18 protein-coding genes are annotated in these 17,624 nt (G+C 58.4%); 3 read left to right on the top strand and 15 right to left on the bottom strand.

Going from position 1 to position 17,624, the window contains the following annotated elements; all coding sequences use genetic code 11:
- Nucleotides 1–111: 111 nt before the first annotated feature.
- Nucleotides 112–987, bottom strand: coding sequence for a helix-turn-helix transcriptional regulator (locus BA177_RS06035; RefSeq protein WP_197493358.1), 876 nt, complete (start codon nucleotides 985–987; stop codon nucleotides 112–114).
- Between the two features lie 325 nt (nucleotides 988–1,312).
- On the opposite strand from BA177_RS06035, the gene BA177_RS06030 reads away from it, so the two are divergent.
- Nucleotides 1,313–1,681: a metal-dependent hydrolase gene (locus tag BA177_RS06030; protein WP_068614180.1), complete on the top strand. Its 369-nt coding sequence runs from the start codon at nucleotides 1,313–1,315 to the stop codon at nucleotides 1,679–1,681.
- Nucleotides 1,682–1,734: 53 nt separating this feature from the next.
- Here BA177_RS06030 and guaA read toward each other — a convergent pair whose 3' ends face one another.
- Both guaA and guaB read right to left on the bottom strand, forming a co-directional pair.
- Nucleotides 1,735–3,333, bottom strand: coding sequence for a glutamine-hydrolyzing GMP synthase (gene guaA / locus BA177_RS06025; protein ID WP_068614177.1), 1,599 nt, complete (start codon nucleotides 3,331–3,333; stop codon nucleotides 1,735–1,737).
- A 5-nt stretch (nucleotides 3,334–3,338) separates the two neighbouring features.
- Complete coding sequence (guaB, locus tag BA177_RS06020) at nucleotides 3,339–4,808, bottom strand: IMP dehydrogenase (RefSeq protein WP_068614175.1); 1,470 nt, start codon at nucleotides 4,806–4,808, stop codon at nucleotides 3,339–3,341.
- 133 nt (nucleotides 4,809–4,941) lie between these two features.
- Here guaB and xseA point away from each other — a divergent pair, with 133 nt between their 5' ends.
- Both xseA and BA177_RS06010 read left to right on the top strand, forming a co-directional pair.
- Nucleotides 4,942–6,321: an exodeoxyribonuclease VII large subunit gene (xseA, locus tag BA177_RS06015; protein WP_068614172.1), complete on the top strand. Its 1,380-nt coding sequence runs from the start codon at nucleotides 4,942–4,944 to the stop codon at nucleotides 6,319–6,321.
- Nucleotides 6,318–7,109, top strand: coding sequence for a peptidoglycan DD-metalloendopeptidase family protein (locus BA177_RS06010; protein ID WP_068614169.1), 792 nt, complete (start codon nucleotides 6,318–6,320; stop codon nucleotides 7,107–7,109). Before xseA ends, BA177_RS06010 begins: the two co-directional genes overlap by 4 nt.
- A 4-nt stretch (nucleotides 7,110–7,113) precedes the next feature.
- Here BA177_RS06010 and BA177_RS06005 read toward each other — a convergent pair whose 3' ends face one another.
- From BA177_RS06005 to BA177_RS05950, 12 genes are all read right to left on the bottom strand, one after another.
- The gene (locus tag BA177_RS06005) at nucleotides 7,114–7,677 is read right to left on the bottom strand and encodes a cysteine dioxygenase family protein (protein ID WP_068614166.1); all 564 of its coding nucleotides are present in this window, start codon (nucleotides 7,675–7,677) and stop codon (nucleotides 7,114–7,116) included.
- Between the two features lie 79 nt (nucleotides 7,678–7,756).
- Complete coding sequence (gene metX / locus BA177_RS06000) at nucleotides 7,757–8,845, bottom strand: homoserine O-acetyltransferase MetX (RefSeq protein WP_068614163.1); 1,089 nt, start codon at nucleotides 8,843–8,845, stop codon at nucleotides 7,757–7,759.
- Nucleotides 8,846–8,875: 30 nt separating this feature from the next.
- Nucleotides 8,876–10,273, bottom strand: coding sequence for a ribosome biogenesis GTPase Der (gene der / locus BA177_RS05995; RefSeq protein WP_068614160.1), 1,398 nt, complete (start codon nucleotides 10,271–10,273; stop codon nucleotides 8,876–8,878).
- 22 nt (nucleotides 10,274–10,295) lie between these two features.
- Nucleotides 10,296–11,486, bottom strand: coding sequence for an outer membrane protein assembly factor BamB (gene bamB / locus BA177_RS05990; RefSeq protein WP_068614157.1), 1,191 nt, complete (start codon nucleotides 11,484–11,486; stop codon nucleotides 10,296–10,298).
- A complete protein-coding gene (locus tag BA177_RS05985; RefSeq protein ID WP_068614155.1) occupies nucleotides 11,483–12,199 on the bottom strand; it encodes a YfgM family protein in 717 nt (238 codons plus the stop codon). Before BA177_RS05985 ends, bamB begins: the two co-directional genes overlap by 4 nt.
- A gap of 54 nt (nucleotides 12,200–12,253) precedes the next feature.
- On the bottom strand, nucleotides 12,254–13,495 hold the full coding sequence (hisS, locus tag BA177_RS05980; protein ID WP_068618983.1) for a histidine--tRNA ligase: 1,242 nt from the start codon (nucleotides 13,493–13,495) through the stop codon (nucleotides 12,254–12,256).
- Between the two features lie 78 nt (nucleotides 13,496–13,573).
- The gene (locus BA177_RS05975) at nucleotides 13,574–14,455 is read right to left on the bottom strand and encodes a RodZ domain-containing protein (RefSeq protein WP_068614152.1); all 882 of its coding nucleotides are present in this window, start codon (nucleotides 14,453–14,455) and stop codon (nucleotides 13,574–13,576) included.
- Between the two features lie 15 nt (nucleotides 14,456–14,470).
- Entirely contained in the window at nucleotides 14,471–15,229 is a 759-nt protein-coding gene (pilW, locus tag BA177_RS05970) for a type IV pilus biogenesis/stability protein PilW (protein WP_068614149.1), read from the bottom strand.
- Nucleotides 15,226–16,332, bottom strand: a complete 1,107-nt coding sequence (gene rlmN, locus BA177_RS05965) for a 23S rRNA (adenine(2503)-C(2))-methyltransferase RlmN (protein WP_068614145.1) — start codon at nucleotides 16,330–16,332, stop codon at nucleotides 15,226–15,228. The genes pilW and rlmN overlap by 4 nt, the downstream gene beginning before the upstream one ends.
- Before the next feature lie 20 nt (nucleotides 16,333–16,352).
- Nucleotides 16,353–16,784, bottom strand: a complete 432-nt coding sequence (gene ndk, locus BA177_RS05960) for a nucleoside-diphosphate kinase (protein ID WP_068614142.1) — start codon at nucleotides 16,782–16,784, stop codon at nucleotides 16,353–16,355.
- 131 nt (nucleotides 16,785–16,915) lie between these two features.
- A complete protein-coding gene (iscA, locus tag BA177_RS05955) occupies nucleotides 16,916–17,239 on the bottom strand; it encodes an iron-sulfur cluster assembly protein IscA (RefSeq protein ID WP_068614141.1) in 324 nt (107 codons plus the stop codon).
- A 10-nt stretch (nucleotides 17,240–17,249) separates the two neighbouring features.
- On the bottom strand, nucleotides 17,250–17,624 hold the full coding sequence (locus BA177_RS05950) for an iron-sulfur cluster assembly scaffold protein (protein ID WP_068614138.1): 375 nt from the start codon (nucleotides 17,622–17,624) through the stop codon (nucleotides 17,250–17,252).

The following is a 17,624-nucleotide window of genomic DNA, read 5'->3' as shown; positions in this document are numbered from 1 at the left end:
TATCCGTTGTTATCGCCGCTTCGAGGGGTACCCGCACCGCGAGCGTAAATCCAATCTTCGACCTATTCTTTTTTTGAACTTCCATCGTCGGTCAGACGTTCGCAAATCAAGTTACGCAGTACCTTCGTAGCCAGGAGCCAGAACCAGATTCGTAACGCCGTATAGCGCCTGTGAGTTTGACAGCCAAAGGTGGTGCTCTGCCCCTTTAAGCTTGTGGTCTTTTGTGCAGTCTACATTCCACCGTCTCAGTACATAGCCGGCTACGGCTGCACGGACATTTACTTTTAACGCGCCATCTTGCATCGCGTAATCCATCTCGACGGTTTCAGGATGGGGAACGTTTGGATGTGGCACCAAATTCATTTCAACAATTCGGTTCCATTGTATGTCCGCCTCCCTCGACTCATGCTCTTCAGGTTTGTCATCGACGATGACAGGATTTGCGATTCGCGTGACCACAAAATCAATGAAGTCCTGACGATTGCGATCGAAGGCTCGCACATGCCAGCGAAGGCCGTTATCTACCAGCACAAAAGGTGCAATTTCGCGCTCACTCAATCCCGACTGCATGGAACGATACTGAATCTTCACCACTTTGTTGTGGTAGATCGCTCGGGTGAGCACGGCCAGCACCGGCAATATCGGTCGGTTGAGCTCCGCAGGTGTCTCACAGCGCACCATAGGTTTATGACTACCGATGAAATCCTCACCGAAACCTTGTGAAAGTGCCGCAAGCACTTGTGGCGGGGAGTACTTGAACAGCGGTTTGAAGGACTCCGATTTCACATAGGACTTCAACTTGGTGTCGTAGTCCAGATTGGCGGATGCCAGCTCACGATACAAAGTGATATCGCGCGTGGCCGCCGCCTCGCCGATTCCGAAGCGGGCAACCAAATCACTTCGGCCGACCTCACCCAAAAAGTAGGTTCGAAAGTCGATATGCGACAGGCGCTCCTTCTGCGCCTGACTGATGTCTGACAGCTCCACTCTGGTCTCGCTCCCCTGTTCAAGGTGCCGAGCATTTTTGCATCAAATTGACATCACGTGGTAATACTTTTAGCTACCAAACTGTTTTTGATCTGTTGACATCATCATTTTGATTATAATAACCTTCTCTTATGATCAAAGATTGGGTTTGATCCCCCACTCTTCACAAGTCCGTTGGTACAGCACGATGCCCCGAATATGGCCAGAGGCCAAAGATCAAAGTTATGGGCCGCAAACTGAACTCGTTGAGCTTCGAAGTTTCCGGTTGCTGTGACCGGCTGATCGATACCGCAAATAAGAGACTGGAATAATCATCGGAGGAATAATGAACGGACCTGCACACCAGTTTGCCGGCACGGTTGCGGCTATGCTGACTACACAGTTTGATTCGGAGAAAAATTGTACGGCGCTACATCATCCAGCCGCTGCGGCACCTATTGGTGCATTCCTCGGCAAACTACCGGATATGCTTGAGCCCTCGTTCAGGAATCCGAACCACCGGCAGTTTTTCCACAGTGTCGCCGTCCTAGGTTTTCTGGGAGTCGGCATGCACAAGCTCTATCGCTGGCATCCACAAGATGATTCAAAGAAGCTGTTACGCGCACTACTGTTGATAGGCGGGGCTGCATACCTGAGTCATTTAGCGCTGGATGCTATGACAAGCAGATCGTTGCCACTTTTGGGAAAGATTTGATTCTGTTCTTAAGAAGTTAGATTTCAGATAGTCCTATCGAAGTTCAGAACGAATCACTCCCACTCAATAGTAGCGGGAGGCTTTCCAGAGATGTCGTAGGTCACGCGTGATATGCCATCGACTTCGTTAATGATGCGGAGGCTGACGAGTTCCAGGAACTCGTACGGCAAGCGGGCCCAGCGGGCGGTCATGAAGTCGATCGTTTCGACAGCGCGCAATGCAACCACATAGTCGTAACGTCGACCGTCACCCATGACACCTACCGATTTGACCGGCAGGAACACGGCGAACGCCTGGCTGGTCTTGTCGTACAGGCCGTGCTTTCTGAGTTCGTCGATGAAGATGTCGTCAGCGAGCTGCAATGTTTCAACGTATTCGGGTTTCACTTCGCCAAGTACGCGCACGCCGAGACCGGGCCCTGGAAACGGATGCCGGTAGACCATCGCCGGCGGCAAGCCCAACTGAACGCCGATCTTGCGGACTTCATCCTTGAACAACTCGCGCAGCGGCTCAACAAGCTTCATGCGCATGTGTTCCGGCAAACCGCCCACATTGTGATGCGACTTGATAACGTGCGCTTTGCCCGTAGACGCGCCTGCTGATTCGATAACATCAGGATAGATCGTGCCCTGCGCGAGCCAGTCGATACCCTCCAGCCGCGTTGCTTCCTCATCGAATACATCGATGAACAAGCCGCCTATGACTTTGCGCTTCTGCTCAGGGTCGCTGACGCCTTTAAGTGCCGCGAAGAATCGATCAGCCGCATTGACACGGATGACGTTCACACCGAGGTGCTGCGCGAAGGTTTCCATGACCTGGTCGCCTTCGCGGTAACGCAACAGGCCGTGATCGACGAACACACAGGTTAACCGGTCACCGATTGCCTCGTGCAGTAACGCAGCAACTACCGATGAATCAACTCCGCCGGACAGCGCCAGCAACACTTTGCCATCGCCTACCTGTTCACGAACGCGTGCTATCGCATCTGCGACGATGTTGCCGGGCGTCCAGTCGCCGGCACAGCCGCAAATCTCGCGGACAAACCGTTCGAGCATTCGCTCGCCTTGCAGCGTGTGCGTGACTTCAGGGTGAAACTGCACGCCGTAGTAGCGGCGCGCTGGATCTTCCATTGCCGCGAGCGGCGAGTTTTTGCTGGTACCGGTAGCCACGAACCCGTCGGGCAACGACTCGACGCGGTCACCGTGACTCATCCAGACTTTCAACAGTGCGGGCTCGTTGTCGCCAGCATCATTCAGTCCGTGCAACAATTCCGAATCGCCCGGCGTGATTTCCGCATAGCCGAATTCGCGATGCGCGGAGGCCTCTACCTTGCCGCCCAGCGCTTTGACCATTGCCTGCATGCCGTAGCAAATACCAAACACCGGCACGCCGAGACTAAAGACCGTCGGTGCCACACTCGGCGGGCTTTCCAGGTTCACGGATTCGGGACTGCCTGAGAGAATAATGCCCGCTGGCGCAAACCCGGCAATCTTTGCCTCATCCACGTCCCAGGGATAAATCTCGGAATACACACCGCACTCGCGCACGCGGCGCGCAATGAGCTGCGTGTACTGGCTGCCGAAATCGAGGATAAGAATGCGGTGCGCGTGTATGTCAGCTTGTGCTGAGGTCACTGTTGATCCGGAAGTCATCGTACTCAGGAGTTGGCGCGATAGTTCGGCGCTTCTTTAGTGATAGAGACGTCATGCACATGGCTCTCGCGCATACCTGCCCCGGTAATTCGGACAAATTTCGGCCGTGACCGCATTTGTTCAATGTCGTGACTGCCGGTATAGCCCATCGCTGCACGCAGGCCACCCATCAATTGATGCACGATGGCGATAACGCTGCCCTTATAAGCCACCCGGCCTTCCACGCCTTCCGGCACCAGCTTTTCAAGCTCCTCTGTGGCGTCCTGAAAATAGCGGTCTTTGGAGCCGTGCGCCTGGCTCATTGCGCCAACAGACCCCATACCACGATACGACTTGTAGGAACGGCCCTGGTACAGCTCGACTTCACCCGGTGATTCTTCAGTACCGGCGAACAGGCTGCCGATCATGATGGAATGCGCGCCAGCGACAATTGCTTTGGCTATGTCACCGGAGTAGCGAATACCGCCATCCGATATCAACGGAATACCGCTCTTGCGCAAAGCTCCGGCGACTTCGGCAACCGCCGAAATTTGCGGCACCCCGACGCCAGCGACCACGCGCGTCGTGCAAATGGAACCCGGACCGATACCCACTTTGACGGCATCGGCACCAGCTTCGGTCAGTGCCAGCGCGGCGTCGGCGGTTACGATATTGCCCGCTATGATCTGCAGCTCCGGGTACTCATGCTTGATGCGCCGCACACGCTCGATGACGCCCTTCGAATGGCCGTGCGAGGTGTCAACCACGATGACATCGACACCGGCCTTGACCAGGCCGGCAACACGCTCATCGGTTTCCGCGCCTGTACCAACAGCAGCGCCAACCCGCAGAGCACCGTGTGAATCCTTGCAGGCACGCGGGAAGTCGGATGCTTTCTGAAAGTCCTTGGCGGTAATCATGCCGCGCAACTCAAAGCGGTCGTTCACGACCAGAACTTTCTCAATGCGGTGGCGGTGCAGCAGAGACAGCACTTCTTCCGAGCCGGCATCTTCGCCGACCGTCACCAGCTTTTCTTTCGGTGTCATTACTGTCGACACCGGCGCATCGAGCTGCGTTTCAAAGCGCAGATCGCGGTGGGTGACGATACCGAGGGTTTCCCGGTTCTCAACCACAGGCACACCCGAAATACCCAGTGACCGGGTCAGCTCAATCACTTCACGAATCGTCATGTTCGGCGGCACGGTGATCGGGTCACGCACGATTCCGCTCTCGAACTTCTTGACCTGCAGCACCTGCCGCGCCTGTTCATCCGGCGTCATGTTTTTGTGAATGATGCCGAGACCGCCTTCCTGGGCCAGCGTAATCGCCAGCCTGGACTCGGTCACGGTATCCATGGCCGCCGACAGCAACGGAATGTTGAGGCGGATTTCGCGGGTAAGTTGCGTGGTCATGTCGACCTCGCGTGGCAGCACGTCCGAAAAGGCCGGCTGCAGTAGGACATCGTCGAATGTCAGGGCTTCGCTGGCAATGCGCATAGAATTCCGGCTGGCTGATGAGGATTAGCCGGCGATTCTACGCGGCAGGCATATGACGGTAAACGCCAATTGCGAATTAATTTCCCGCGCCACCGCCAAGCGCTTCCCTCCCCACTCGTTCTATACTGCCCGCATGAACGATTTGTTTTCAGCCTCGGGCGAGTCCCCGGCCATCTCCGTTTCCAACCTGAACCGGCAGGCAAAAACCCTGTTGGAACGGGGCCTTGCCCGTGTTTGCGTCGAAGGCGAGCTGTCGAATCTGGCGCGTCCGGCATCCGGACACCTGTATTTCACACTGAAAGACTCGGGTGCACAGATTCGCTGTGCCTTTTTCCGCCAGCGCCAGCGTGGCCCGACCATCGGCTTCAGAGATGGCGACCAGATGCTCGCGTTCGGCCGGGTCAGTCTCTACGAGCCGCGCGGCGACTATCAATTGATTGTCGATCGCCTGGAAGCCGCTGGCGAAGGCGAATTGCGCCGAAGATTCGAACTTCTGAAGAAACGCCTCGCCGACGAGGGCCTGTTCGATGAGTCGTTGAAGCGGCCTCTGCCCGCGCTGCCGCGCCGAATTGGCGTGGTTACCTCTCCGTCCGGTGCCGCGGTGCGCGACGTGCTGAGCGTCTTGCGGCGGCGCTTTCCGGCCGTTCCAGTTGTAATCTATCCTGCCGCTGTGCAGGGTGATGGCGCACCGTTCGAGCTGATCGCGGCATTGAATGCAGCCGCCGAGCGCGCCGAGTGCGACCTGCTGATTGTCGGTCGCGGTGGCGGTTCACTCGAGGACCTGTGGGCCTTCAACAATGAAGAGCTCGCGCGCGCTATCCGCGCCTGCCCGATCCCCGTCATCAGCGCCGTTGGCCACGAAGTCGATTTCACGATCGCCGACTTTGTCGCCGACCTGCGCGCGCCGACGCCCTCCGGCGCTGCAGAGCTCACCGTTCCCGATCAGGCTGAATGGCTGCGCGGGTTGCAGGCGACGACACTGCAGCTCAAAAAGCTCATGCAGCGGCGCCTGGACGATCACGCGCAGGCAGTGGACTGGCTGGCGCGACGATTGGCGCAAAGCAGCCCGGCAGCAACGGTCACCCGGCAAACCGAACGCCTGCAAAACGCCCGCCAGCGTCTCATGCTCGCTGTGCGCCACAACCTCAACCTGCACGAACGCCGCGCCGAACAATGGCAATCCCGATTGCTGCGCGTGACCCCCAGCGCCCGAGTGGACAAAAACGCCTGGCAATTGCAGGCACTACGCGAACGCCTGGGGCGCGCCGCTTTGGGGCGACTGAAGGACTTGCAGCAATCGCTGGCCATTACGGCTCGCGCGCTGGATTCTGTGAGCCCGCTGGCGACCCTGGAACGTGGCTATGCCATCGTCACGGACAGGCAGAGCGGCGCGGTCTTGCACGACGCGGATGACGTTGAAATCGGCGCGTCGGTGCGCGCAAGACTCGCTAACGGCGATCTGTTGGCCACGGTAACCGGGCGGGTCAGTACCGCGGACAACAAGAAATCATGAAGCGATTGTTGGCGTTCTTGCTCTTGCCGCTGTTCGCCGCGGCGCAGCCAACGCACGCGCCGCACCCGGGCGGCATCGCCATCGTACCGTTAGGAGTCAGCGAGCAGGCACCCGACGCGAGGTTCGACGGCAAACCGGTTCTGGTTACCCGCGCCGGCGATGAATGGCTTGCCATCGTGGGTATTCCGCTCGATCAGGCGACGGGGACAGCGAACCTCGTTGTCGGTGATCAACGTCTGTCATTCACCGTAGTGCCGCACAGTTACCGGGAGCAGCACCTCACTGTCGCACCGAAATTCGTCAATCCGGATCCATCGGCACAAGAGCGTATCGCCGACGAACAACGAGAAATCGCGGCGGCGATGACCCACTACCGACGCAGTCCGGTCACACTCCGCGCATTGCAGCCCCCCATACCTGGCGCACGCAGTGACAGTTTTGGCTCCCGGCGGTTCTTCAACAAAGAACCGCATTCACCGCATCGCGGCATGGACATCAAGGGCAGTACCGGCACAGAGATCAAGGCGCCGTTGGCCGGCACTGTGTTGCTGACAGGCGATTTCTATTTCACCGGCAATGCGGTGTTTCTCGACCACGGTCAGGGTTTGGTCACGCTGTACGCGCACCTCGACAGTATCGGCGTGGAAATTGGCGATCGGCTGAATACGGGCGCGGTACTGGGGACGGTTGGGGCTACCGGCCGGGTAACCGGCGCCCACCTGCACTTCGCGACCTATTTGAACGGAACGGCTGTGGACCCCGCATTACTGCTGGAACCCTCGCCGTAGCAAGCTAGTTATCGTAACCGAGTGGGTGCTGGGTACGCGTGTAGCTGCCGTCAGCCTGACGTTCAAACACACTGCACTGTTTCATTTCCCCGCCGTAAATGTGCAGAGAAATGGCCGACGTCTGATCACAGGGATTGCCGATGCTGTGATACTCGTAGGGTGGAATCAAACAGCCTGCGCTGCCAACGCCCGCTTCGTAAGAATTGCGCGCCTCGAAACGGTAATTTTCGTTGTCGCGGGACACCAGTTCGTATTGCTGTACATCAATACTGCCACCCCACACACCTTCGACACACCACATACCGGAATGATCGTGTATCGGCGCATTCTGTCCGGGTCCCCAGGTCATGACGACGATGGAATAGCCCTTCTCTTCGTTCTTGTGCAGCAGTCGGCGCGCGTAGTGACCGTCAACCGGCGTTATGAATTCGGGTGGCAGGTCGATTTGCGAGGAGCGAATCAGCTTGCAAAGATCGGCTTTGATGGCTTCAACCGTGGCAGCCACGCTGTCTTGGTCAACCGCTTCTTCAACGAGTCTGATTAATTCCGCTGTGCCATTACTGCTCATACTTGCCTGCTCCACTAAAGGTTATGGCCGCATCATAACGCGGATAGGCCAGGCCTTACACCGTTGTCTGCTGGTGGCATCAGGTATCGAAATAGCGGCACATGACCGGCCTGAAAGCGTCCATTTCAACCAGAAACGAATCGTGCCCTTTCAGACAGTCCAGAGACTCAAACAAGACTTCCGGAACCACCTTTTGCAGACCGGCCGCCAGTTCGCGCTGCTGCTGCAACGGGAACAGGATATCGGTCGTCACCCCCACGACCATTGCCCGCTTGAGTTGCAGACGTTCGAAGCCGGCCCGCAGCGAGCCGCCGTGCTCGGCAAGGTCAAACAGGTCGGAGGCACGGGAAAGGTACAGGTAACAGTTCGGATCGAACTGCCCGGTGAATTTGTTCGCCTGCGCCTCGAGGTAAGACTCGACGGCGAAATCACCGTGGAACGGACTGTCCGGGTCGCCCTCGCCCGTGATGCGTTCGCGGCCAAACCGTTGCTCCCATTCCGCGGCCGAACGGTAGGTGATCATGCCGAGCTTGCGTGCAAGCCGCTGCCCCAGCAATGGCGGATCGGAGGGGTCGTAGTCGCCACCGCACCATTTGGGATCCTTGACGATCATCTCGCGCTGCAGCGAGCGTACCGCGATGGAGAATGGCAACGCACGTGCCGCTGAAGAAACCGACACAAAACCATCACTGATACCCGGGTGCCGCACGCAAAATGCGAGAGCACTCATGCCACCCATCGAGCAGCCGATGACGGTATGCAGGCGCTGCAGGCCCAGCTGACGGACAACCTCGAAACCGCCTTCGGCAACATCCTCCAATGTGAGTATCGGAAAACTCAGTCCGTAGCGCTGCCCGGTTCTCGGGTCAATGGATGCGGGCCCGGTCGAGCCGAAACAGCTGCCGAGTGAATTAATGCAGATGACGAAATAGCGGTCGGTATCGAGCGGCAAACCGGAACCGATCATGTCTTCCCACCAGCCGCTGGCACGATTTTCTTGCGACGAAGCCGCGTGTGCGGAAGGGGACAACCCGGTGAACAACAACAACGCATTGTCTTTCGCCGCGTTCAGTTCGCCCCAGGTTTCGTACGCGATCACCGGCTCGCGCAAACTGCCGCCCCGGTGCATGCGAAAATCGCCCGCTACTTTTGCGATCCTGCTGCTCATTGAAATGCCCCGTCTGCCGACCCAACGTTTCTAGCGTTTCACGTGTTTCATCAGCCGCTTACGGCGCTGCTCCTGACGCGGCGTCAACTTGTTGCGGCGACCCGCGAACGGATTGTCGCTGGTCTTGAACGCCATTCGTACTGGCGTGCCTTTCAGTTTGAACACTTTGCGGAAATAGTTGATCAGGTATCGTTGGTACGCATCCGGCAGTTTTTCCGTCTGGTTCCCGTGAATCACGATAACCGGCGGATTGCGTCCGCCCTGATGCGCATATCGCAAACGTATGCGACGACCTCTGACCATCGGCGGTGGATGCGCGGTAATGGCGTCAGCCAATGCTTTGTTCAGTTCGACAGTGGACATGTCGCGAGTCGCCGCCCGGTAAGCCCGTTCCACAGCAGGCAGCAGATCACCAACGCCGGTTCCGTGCAATGCGGAGATCGTCATGCGTTCCGCAAAATCGAGGAACGGCAAGCGTCGCTCCAGCGCCTCACGAACATGTCGGCGTTGATCGCTGTCCAGTCCGTCCCACTTGTTGGTTACCACCACGAGTGCGCGACCGCGCTCGGTGCACAAGCCCATCAAGCTGACGTCCTGCTCGGTTACACCCTCTTGCGCGTCGATGACGGCAAGCACGACCTGCGCTTTCTCCATCGCCTGCAAAGCTTTGACTATACTGAATTTTTCAATGGTTTCGTGGACGCGTGAGCGACGCCGTACGCCGGCTGTGTCGATCAGTACGTAATGCTTGCCATTGCGTTCAAACGGTATGGCAACACTGTCTCGCGTCGTACCCGGCTGATCGTAGACAACAACGCGTTCTTCGCCCAGCAAGCGATTGACCAGCGTCGACTTGCCGACGTTCGGCCGGCCAATGATGGCGATACGCGTCGCCTTTTCTTCCGCATCGTCCTTGTCGCTGTCGCCATCCGCCGTTGCTACAAACGGTGCCAGCACTTCGTCCATCAGCGCCGCCACACGGTCACCGTGTGCCGCTGAAATGGATACTGGCTCGCCGATGCCGAGTGCGTGGAATTCGCTGCCGACGATATCCGGGTCCAGACCTTCCGCCTTGTTGGCGACGAGCCAGGTCTGTTTCGCGTGTTGCCGTGCAAGTGATGCTACGTATTCATCGGCCGCCGTACGACCACTGCGCCCATCCACCATAACGATGGCAACGTCTGCCTCTTTGAGCGCGGTGACGGTTTGCTCAGCCATGAGTTCGCTGATGCCTTCCTCACCACCAGCGACACCACCGGTATCGATGATCAGGTAAGGCACAGGGCCTTGCTTGCCGAAACCGTACTGCCGATCGCGCGTCAGACCCGGGAAATCCGCCACGAGTGCATCGCGGGAACGGGTCAGCCGATTAAAGAGCGTCGACTTCCCGACGTTGGGTCGACCAATGAGTGCGATTACAGGAAGCATGATAATGACTGCCAGTCACGGCTCAGTCTGTCCCACCGCTTACCGCTTTGGTGTCGCGGTCAGGCACGGCGAATGCGGCCAGAACACCCGACTCGCTCTGTACATACAGCGTGCCGCCGATCACCACGGGCGCCCCGGAAACCATGCCTTTGCCGACCCGTTTGCGGGCCACGGGCTCGCCATCCAGGTTGCTGAAGAAATGCACATAGCCGTCAAAGTCACCGACAACCACGGCGGTATCAAACGGCACTGGCAACGTCGGCTCACGGCGCAGCAAAGCGTCGTTGCGCCAGACCTCACTGCCGTTGCGGCGACCCAGCGCGACGATCTCGCCCGTGTCGACCGCAACGTAAAGATTGTTCCAGTCGGCGCTGACACCGGTGTACGTGGAAATTTCACGCGCCCACAAGACCTGACCGGACTCGGCCGCGAGTGAGGCCAGGCGGCCGTTGTAGCCGCTCGCATATATATCCTGACCGACGGCGGTGATGTTGCCGTCAATATCGGCGAGGCGTTCGAGGTCGGAGCGACCACTTGGCGGCGACAGCACAGCTTCCCACTCGCCATTGCCGGTTAACAGATTAGATGCGACCAGCCGACCATTGTCGAAGCCGGCAATAACGGTGGTACCCACGATGACCGGTGCAGCCGAACCCCGCAGCGTCAACGGCGGCAGGCTTTGATCTAGCGACCAGCGCTCGGCGCCGTCGAAAGTGGACAGAACGCGCAGTGTGCCGTCAATGGTATAGACAGCAACGGAATCGTCTTTGATTACGGGGGTCGCCAGCACTTCGCCACTGAGCTTGATTCTCCAGCGCTCGGTGCCGTCAGTTGCCGACAGGCAAATTAACTCGCCACCACTGCCACCGACGATTACGAGGTTGCTGCCAACCGCGGGTCCTGCCGACAACGGCAATTTGCTATCGACACGCCAGACACGTTTGCCGGACGCCGGATCGAACGCCGTGATATTGCCGTCATAGCTGGCCGCGTAAATTCGGCTGCCGTCACCGGCAGGCTGCAGTGCGAGGCGCAACGCCTCGGAACCGCCACCGACCTTGGCGTCCCAAACTTTCCGAACCTGCAGTGTTTCGTCGAATTCAAGCAGTTCCGCCGGTTGCAGCTCTTTGTCTTTGCCGCCGCCAAACAGACTGCACGCCGACAACAAAACGCTGACGGCAAACAACGCGCTGATTCGTCCCAGCTTGCTCACTCTTCAACCTCGGCCGACGGTTCAACATCGGCTGGTTCAGGCATTGCAGCTGCTGCTGGCAAACTGATCGTGTCGGCATCATCACCGCCCGGCAGATCATTGAGCTTCATGCGGACCAGCGCAAGATCAACCGTTTGTTGACCGCGCTCATCAGCGAGTACCGCATTGTAGGACTCAGCCGCTTTTTCAAAGTTGCCCAGTGCAAAATGGGCATCGCCGAGAACTTCGTTGTAACGTGCGGCAAAGGCGCTGTCTTTCGGCGTTTTGACAAGTTCCAGAACTTCTTCCGGTTTTTCCTGATAAAGCAGGATCTTGGCCAGGCGCAAGCGGGCAACGAGTTGCATCGGTTCATCGCCGCGTGCGGTTGCCAGCGGCCGCAAGACATCAGCGGCATCAGCGTCGCGGCCACTGTCCATGTACAAACGCGCCATGGCGAGCCGCGCCTGGTCCGCGTAGACGGTGTCTTCGTACTCATTGAACAAGGTGTCGGCAATTGTGCGCGCCGGATCACTTCTTTCCGCCGCGACTTCTTCCAGCAATGCCTCGTACTGCGAGGAGGCACTTAACGCGGCTTCCGTCTCGAAACTTCCACGCATTCTTATGCCAACAATGATGGCGATGCCCAGCGCGATGCCGCCAATGACCATCCAGCGATTCTCGGTCCACCAGGCGCGCAGTTCGTCTAATTGTTCTTTTTCAGTTAGATCGTTCACTAATTCTGCCTTTCTGTTATCGGCCCGCTTTGCGGGACCCGTCGAAATTGGTCGTCAGCCTAAGCGCTGCGCCAGAATACCTGCCAATTGCGTCTGCGGGACCTTCGTTTGGTCCTCATCGCTGCGTAAAGGTTTCAATCCAGCTTGCCCGGCGCTGACTTCGTCGTCGCCAAGGATAACCGCGTACGCCGCACCGCTCTTGTCCGCCCGCTTGAGCTGCGACTTGAAACTGCCGCCCCCCATGTTGAGCTCGATAGCGCACGCCGGCAGGGCATCTCGCAAGCCCTCAACCAGTTGGAAACCGGCTGTCGCTGCCTGTTCGCCGACGGTCACAACGTAAACGTCCGGCGCAACTTCCGGCACCTCGCCGCCACACGCCGCGTACAATGCCACCAGTCGTTCAATGCCCATGGCCCAGCCGATGGCCGGCGTCGGCTTGCCACCCAGTTTTTCCACCAGACCGTCGTAACGGCCGCCGGAGCAAACCGCGCCCTGCGAACCCAATACGTCGGTTACCCATTCGAATACCGTGCGATTGTAGTAATCCAGACCGCGAACCAGGCGCGGGTTTACCGTGAACTCGACGCCAGCCGCCGCGATCAGCGTTTTCAAAGTCGCGAAATGTTGCGCTGACTCGTCGTCCAGATAATCGACCATCACCGGCGCACCGGCGACGATTTCCTGCATATCCGGGTTTTTGCTATCCAGGATCCGCAGCGGATTCTGCTCAAGCCGGCGGATACTATCCTCATCCAGCCTGTTTTTCACCGCTGAAAAGTAGCTGACCAGTTCTTCCCGGTACAAGGCCCGTGATTCGGGGTTGCCCAGCGAGTTGATCTCGAGGCGAATCTGCGAAATGCCCAGCCGCTGCCACATCCGCGCGCACATGATAATCAGCTCGGCATCGACATCCGGCCCCGCGTACCCCAGCGCTTCAACGTCCATCTGGTGAAATTGCCGGTAGCGGCCTTTCTGCGGCTTCTCGTATCGGAACATCGGTCCGGTCATCCACAGTTTCTGCCGTTGATTGTGCAGCAGGCTGTTGGTGATACCCGCGCGCACCATCCCGGCCGTGCCTTCGGGTCGCAACGTGAGACTCTCGCCGTTGCGGTCCAGGAAGGTGTACATCTCTTTTTCGACGATATCCGTCACTTCGCCGATCGACCGTTTGAACAGTTCGGTGAACTCGACGACAGGCAGCCGAATCTCACGATACCCGTAAGATTCAACCAGTTCGCGGACAATCGTCTCCAGGTGGCGCCACAGTACCGCGTCCTCTGGAAGTACGTCATTCATGCCGCGAATTGCTTTGGTCTTCACTGTGTCATTCCGTAGTTCAGGTGCATCGTGGCAGCCGGCGCAGACCGACCGCAATCAGCGACTAATCGACATCCGTGCGGTGTCGCCGCGTTTGTCAGCAGCAGCAATACTGTAGGGCTCGCCGTTCACGCTGACACTGACATTGTTGCTGTTCCCCAGCAGCACACGCAGCGGCGCGCTGCCGCGCAGATTCACCGTACGGCCAGACGTACCGAGATCAAAGAACAGGCGTTCGCCGTCGCCGTCAGTCACCTCGGTCCAGCAATCACCGCTGAACTGAAGCTGCAGTGTCAGCTCGCCGCTCGCCAATACCGACGGCGCAGTGCGCGCGGCATTTTCCGTGACCGGTGGCGACTCCGCAAGCGCAGCGCCCTGCTCTGCTGCGGGTGCCGCGGGCTCCGTGAGTGGCGGCTCTGTCTCCGTAACGGCAGCGGCTGACTCTGCCTGAGCGGCAGGCTCGCGCGCCGGCAACGAGACCGGACTGCGGCCTTGCGAGCTGACCGGCGCGGACGCGGGCGTCGGCGCACTTTGCGGGCGACTTTGCCACCAGTAATAACCGCCGCCCAAAATCAGCAACAAAGGAATCAATAGTAACCAGGGCAGCAGATTCAGATCGCGCTGCCGCTTGCGCGGTCGGCCGACGATCGGCGGCGCACCAGTGGATTTGTTAAGCAGGTAGTAATCCGCAATTACGTCATCAATCGGCACACCCACCATTTCCGCATACTTGCGTAAATGGCCTTTGGCGAATACCGGTGCACCCAGCACTTCGAAACGGTTCTCTTCCAGCGCCTGCACTTTCGCTTCGTCAATGTGCAGTTCGCGGGCGATATCCGGCAGTGATATCTTTTTCAGGCGCCGCGCTTCCGCCAGCCGCTCGCCGGCCACCGGACCGCTTGCTGGCTCGTCAGCCGAAGGTTGCTGTTCTTCGCTCATGAATGCCGCAGCCGACTAGCGGTCAGCCAAAACGCGCTTGGCCTGCGCTGAATCCGGAAACTCACGCAACAGGCGTGTCTCGAATTCGCTGCGGGCGCGCTCATCGCCAATCGTGCGCTCGATCTCTACACCCAGCCACAAGATGGTCGGCGTTGGCGGGTTGCTTGCGAGATAACGCTGCAAGAAGGCACGGGACGCAAGATCTTCACCTTGCGCTCTCTTCAACAAGGTCATCTGCAACAAAGCTTCGGCGTAGCCCGGCTTGAATTCCAGGGCATCGCGAAAATAGCTTTCTGCCAGTGCATAGTCGGGTTTTTGCGCCATGCAGACCCCACCGTTGGTCAGCATGACCTCGGGGCGATCATTTATCGTTGCCCGTCGCAAGCGTTGAAACTGCTCGTGAGCATCGTCATAGCGCTTCTGCTGGCAAAGAAACACAGCATAGGAATTCCGCACATCGACATCGTCCGGTGCCAGACGAACGGCACGATCGAAGTGCTGCTCAGCAAGCCGCGGATTCTCGAGACCGACATAGGTCAATGCCAGCGTCGATTGCGCGACAGCCAGTTTCGGGTCGAGTTCGATCGCACGCAGCAGACGGTCACGGGCCAGCTCGTAAGTACCGTTGCGGTAATAACGTGCGCCGAGTTGATAGTACTGTGCAGCCGCTTCCGCGGACGATTTGGGCTCCGCGCGCGGTCTGCCCGTCGTGGTGGAGACACACGCGTTCAGCAGCAACACGAGCGCGAGAAGAACTCCAATCCGAATTGTCATGCAGTAGCCACCCTGATGTTTTTATCGCCGAGCCGAACCCGGATTCGATCTTTGACCTTGCCGGCAAGTTGACCACAGGCGGCATCGATATCATCACCGCGGGTCTTGCGGGTAGTCGCCACGATGCCATGTTTTCGTAGTCGATTCTGAAACGCTTCGATGGTATCCCGACCAGACCGGCGGAACTCGCTGCCTTCGAACGGATTGAACGGAATCAAATTGACCTTGGCCGGCTTGCCCCGCAACAGCGCTGATAATTCTTCTGCGTGCTGCACGCTGTCATTGACATCGCGCAGCATGACGTATTCGAAAGTAATAAACCGCCGGGAATGCTTGTCAGCGTAACGCCAGCAGGCTTCCAGTAACTCGGCGATCGGGTGTACACGATTGATGGGCACCAACTTGTCGCGCAATGCGTCATTCGGTGCATGCAGGGAAACCGCCAGCGCGACGTTGCAATCATCCCCCAGCCGTTCGATATGCGGCACGATACCCGAAGTACTCAGCGTGACGCGTCGGCGTGACAACCCGTAGGCATTGTCTGACACCAGCAACTTGATGGCCGGCAACACGTTTCGGTAATTCGCCAGTGGCTCGCCCATGCCCATGAAGACGACATTGCTGACCGCCGGATCGCCGTTGGGGCGCGGCGGCAACACACTGTTCGCGTGACTGACCTGGCCCAGAATTTCTGCGGTGGTCAGATTGCGATTAAAGCCCTGCGCGCCGGTCGCGCAAAACGCACAATCCAGCGCACAACCTACCTGCGACGAGATGCAAAGCGTGCCGCGGGTCGGTTCCGGAATGAAAACAGTTTCGACGGCCTGCCCCGCACCGGAAACAAACAGCCATTTGACCGTACCATCGGACGACGCCTGCTCGCTCATCACGGTCGGGCCTTCTATGACAGCTGTCGATTCCAGCCGCTCACGCAACTTTTTCGACAAGTCGGTCATGTCCGCGAAATCGCGCGCGCCACGCTGGTACATCCACTGCATCAACTGGCGCGTGCGAAACGGTTTCTCGCCCATGTCCGCAATGAACGCCTCAAGACTGCTTTGCGGCAGTCCGAGCAAATTGGTTTTTTGCGGGTTGGCGTTCATCACGGGACAGGCAGGAAACCCTAGCGGGTCCTCGGGCAGATGCCGTCGCTACCGAAGAAAAAGCGTATCTCTGCCGCAGCAGTTTCGACGGCGTCCGAACCGTGCACGATATTTTCTTCAATACTGTCCGCGAAGTCCGAGCGAATCGTGCCGTCATCCGCATCAGCCGGATTGGTCGCGCCCATCAGATCGCGATTCACATTGACGGCCAACTCACCTTCCAGCGCCTGCACCATGACCGGACCTGACGTCATGTAGTTGACGAGGTCATTGAAGAACGGACGCTCCTTGTGCACAGCGTAGAACTCACCAGCCTGTTCTTTGCTCAAATGCATCATCTTGGCAGCGACGATTCGCAGTCCCGCTTTTTCAAAGCGTGAGTAAATTTCGCCGATCAGGTTTTTCTGAACACCATCGGGTTTGATAATCGAGAGCGTTTGCTCAACGGACATACTGGGATTCCTTACATGGTCTGGGTAATGAGGGACGAATGCGCGTGCCGCGCAATAGTCCGGCGAGCCGGTCTGGCCGCCGAACGTAAGCCTTGAATTTTACTTGGATTAATGGTGGCAGGCAACGCGCCTTAGACGCTGAAGCTCTCGCCGCAGCCACATTCGCCAGTGACATTCGGGTTTCTGAAGCGAAATGCCTCGTTGAGACCGTCTTTGACGAAGTCGATTTCGGTGCCGTCGATGAGCGCCAGGCTCTTGTGATCCACGACCAGCTTGACGCCGCGGTCCTCGAAGACCTCGTCGCCCTCGTCCGCCGCATCCGCGTAATTCACGATGTAGGCGAAACCATTGCAGCCGGTCTTTTTCACGCCGACGCGCAATCCAAAGCCCTTACCGCGCTGATTGAGGTAGTTTTTTACCCGCTCTGCAGCGGGTTGAGTCAGTGATAGTGCCATATGCCTTCTGTCAGTTTGCCTGTTCCGGCGGCCCCGGAAGCCTGTCCCGTAGCGCCGCAATTGCGTCTTCAAGTAGCAGAATTCGCCCGGTCTTTTCAAGCGGAATCCCCAGCCGGGCAATTGCCTGGCTGGCCGAGTATTGTCGCAGATCCTCGACCGTTCGGCCTTCGAATTCCTCACAGAAGGCCTCAGCCGCCGCCAGCAGGTGCGGGCAGGCGAATGCCCGGAAGCGTAATGCGCGTAGCCGGGTACCCGATACCTGAGCGCTTAGTTCGATATGCATGCCACCGCGCGCTATTTCAATGTAGGTGCCCGGCACGCAGCCCGCATGCGCCAGACGGCCGAACAGTGTCCGCACTCGCTCGCTGTAATGATAGGGATCCAC

This window comes from Woeseia oceani (genome assembly GCF_001677435.1).
Classification (GTDB): domain Bacteria; phylum Pseudomonadota; class Gammaproteobacteria; order Steroidobacterales; family Woeseiaceae; genus Woeseia; species Woeseia oceani.
Note: the sequence above shows the minus strand (reverse complement) of the source record. Positions and strands in the feature narration are given on the sequence as shown.

Coding starts and splice junctions, on each gene's coding strand:
- der (WP_068614160.1), bottom strand. CDS start 10,273: ATGCTTCCTGTAATCGCACTCATTGGTCGACCCAACGTCGGGAAGTCG.
- iscA (WP_068614141.1), bottom strand. CDS start 17,239: ATGGCACTATCACTGACTCAACCCGCTGCAGAGCGGGTAAAAAACTAC.
- ndk (WP_068614142.1), bottom strand. CDS start 16,784: ATGTCCGTTGAGCAAACGCTCTCGATTATCAAACCCGATGGTGTTCAG.
- pilW (WP_068614149.1), bottom strand. CDS start 15,229: ATGACAATTCGGATTGGAGTTCTTCTCGCGCTCGTGTTGCTGCTGAAC.
- guaB (WP_068614175.1), bottom strand. CDS start 4,808: ATGCGCATTGCCAGCGAAGCCCTGACATTCGACGATGTCCTACTGCAG.
- guaA (WP_068614177.1), bottom strand. CDS start 3,333: ATGACTTCCGGATCAACAGTGACCTCAGCACAAGCTGACATACACGCG.
- metX (WP_068614163.1), bottom strand. CDS start 8,845: ATGAGCAGCAGGATCGCAAAAGTAGCGGGCGATTTTCGCATGCACCGG.
- BA177_RS06005 (WP_068614166.1), bottom strand. CDS start 7,677: ATGAGCAGTAATGGCACAGCGGAATTAATCAGACTCGTTGAAGAAGCG.
- BA177_RS06030 (WP_068614180.1), top strand. CDS start 1,313: ATGAACGGACCTGCACACCAGTTTGCCGGCACGGTTGCGGCTATGCTG.
- xseA (WP_068614172.1), top strand. CDS start 4,942: ATGAACGATTTGTTTTCAGCCTCGGGCGAGTCCCCGGCCATCTCCGTT.
- rlmN (WP_068614145.1), bottom strand. CDS start 16,332: ATGAACGCCAACCCGCAAAAAACCAATTTGCTCGGACTGCCGCAAAGC.
- hisS (WP_068618983.1), bottom strand. CDS start 13,495: ATGAATGACGTACTTCCAGAGGACGCGGTACTGTGGCGCCACCTGGAG.
- BA177_RS05975 (WP_068614152.1), bottom strand. CDS start 14,455: ATGAGCGAAGAACAGCAACCTTCGGCTGACGAGCCAGCAAGCGGTCCG.
- BA177_RS06010 (WP_068614169.1), top strand. CDS start 6,318: ATGAAGCGATTGTTGGCGTTCTTGCTCTTGCCGCTGTTCGCCGCGGCG.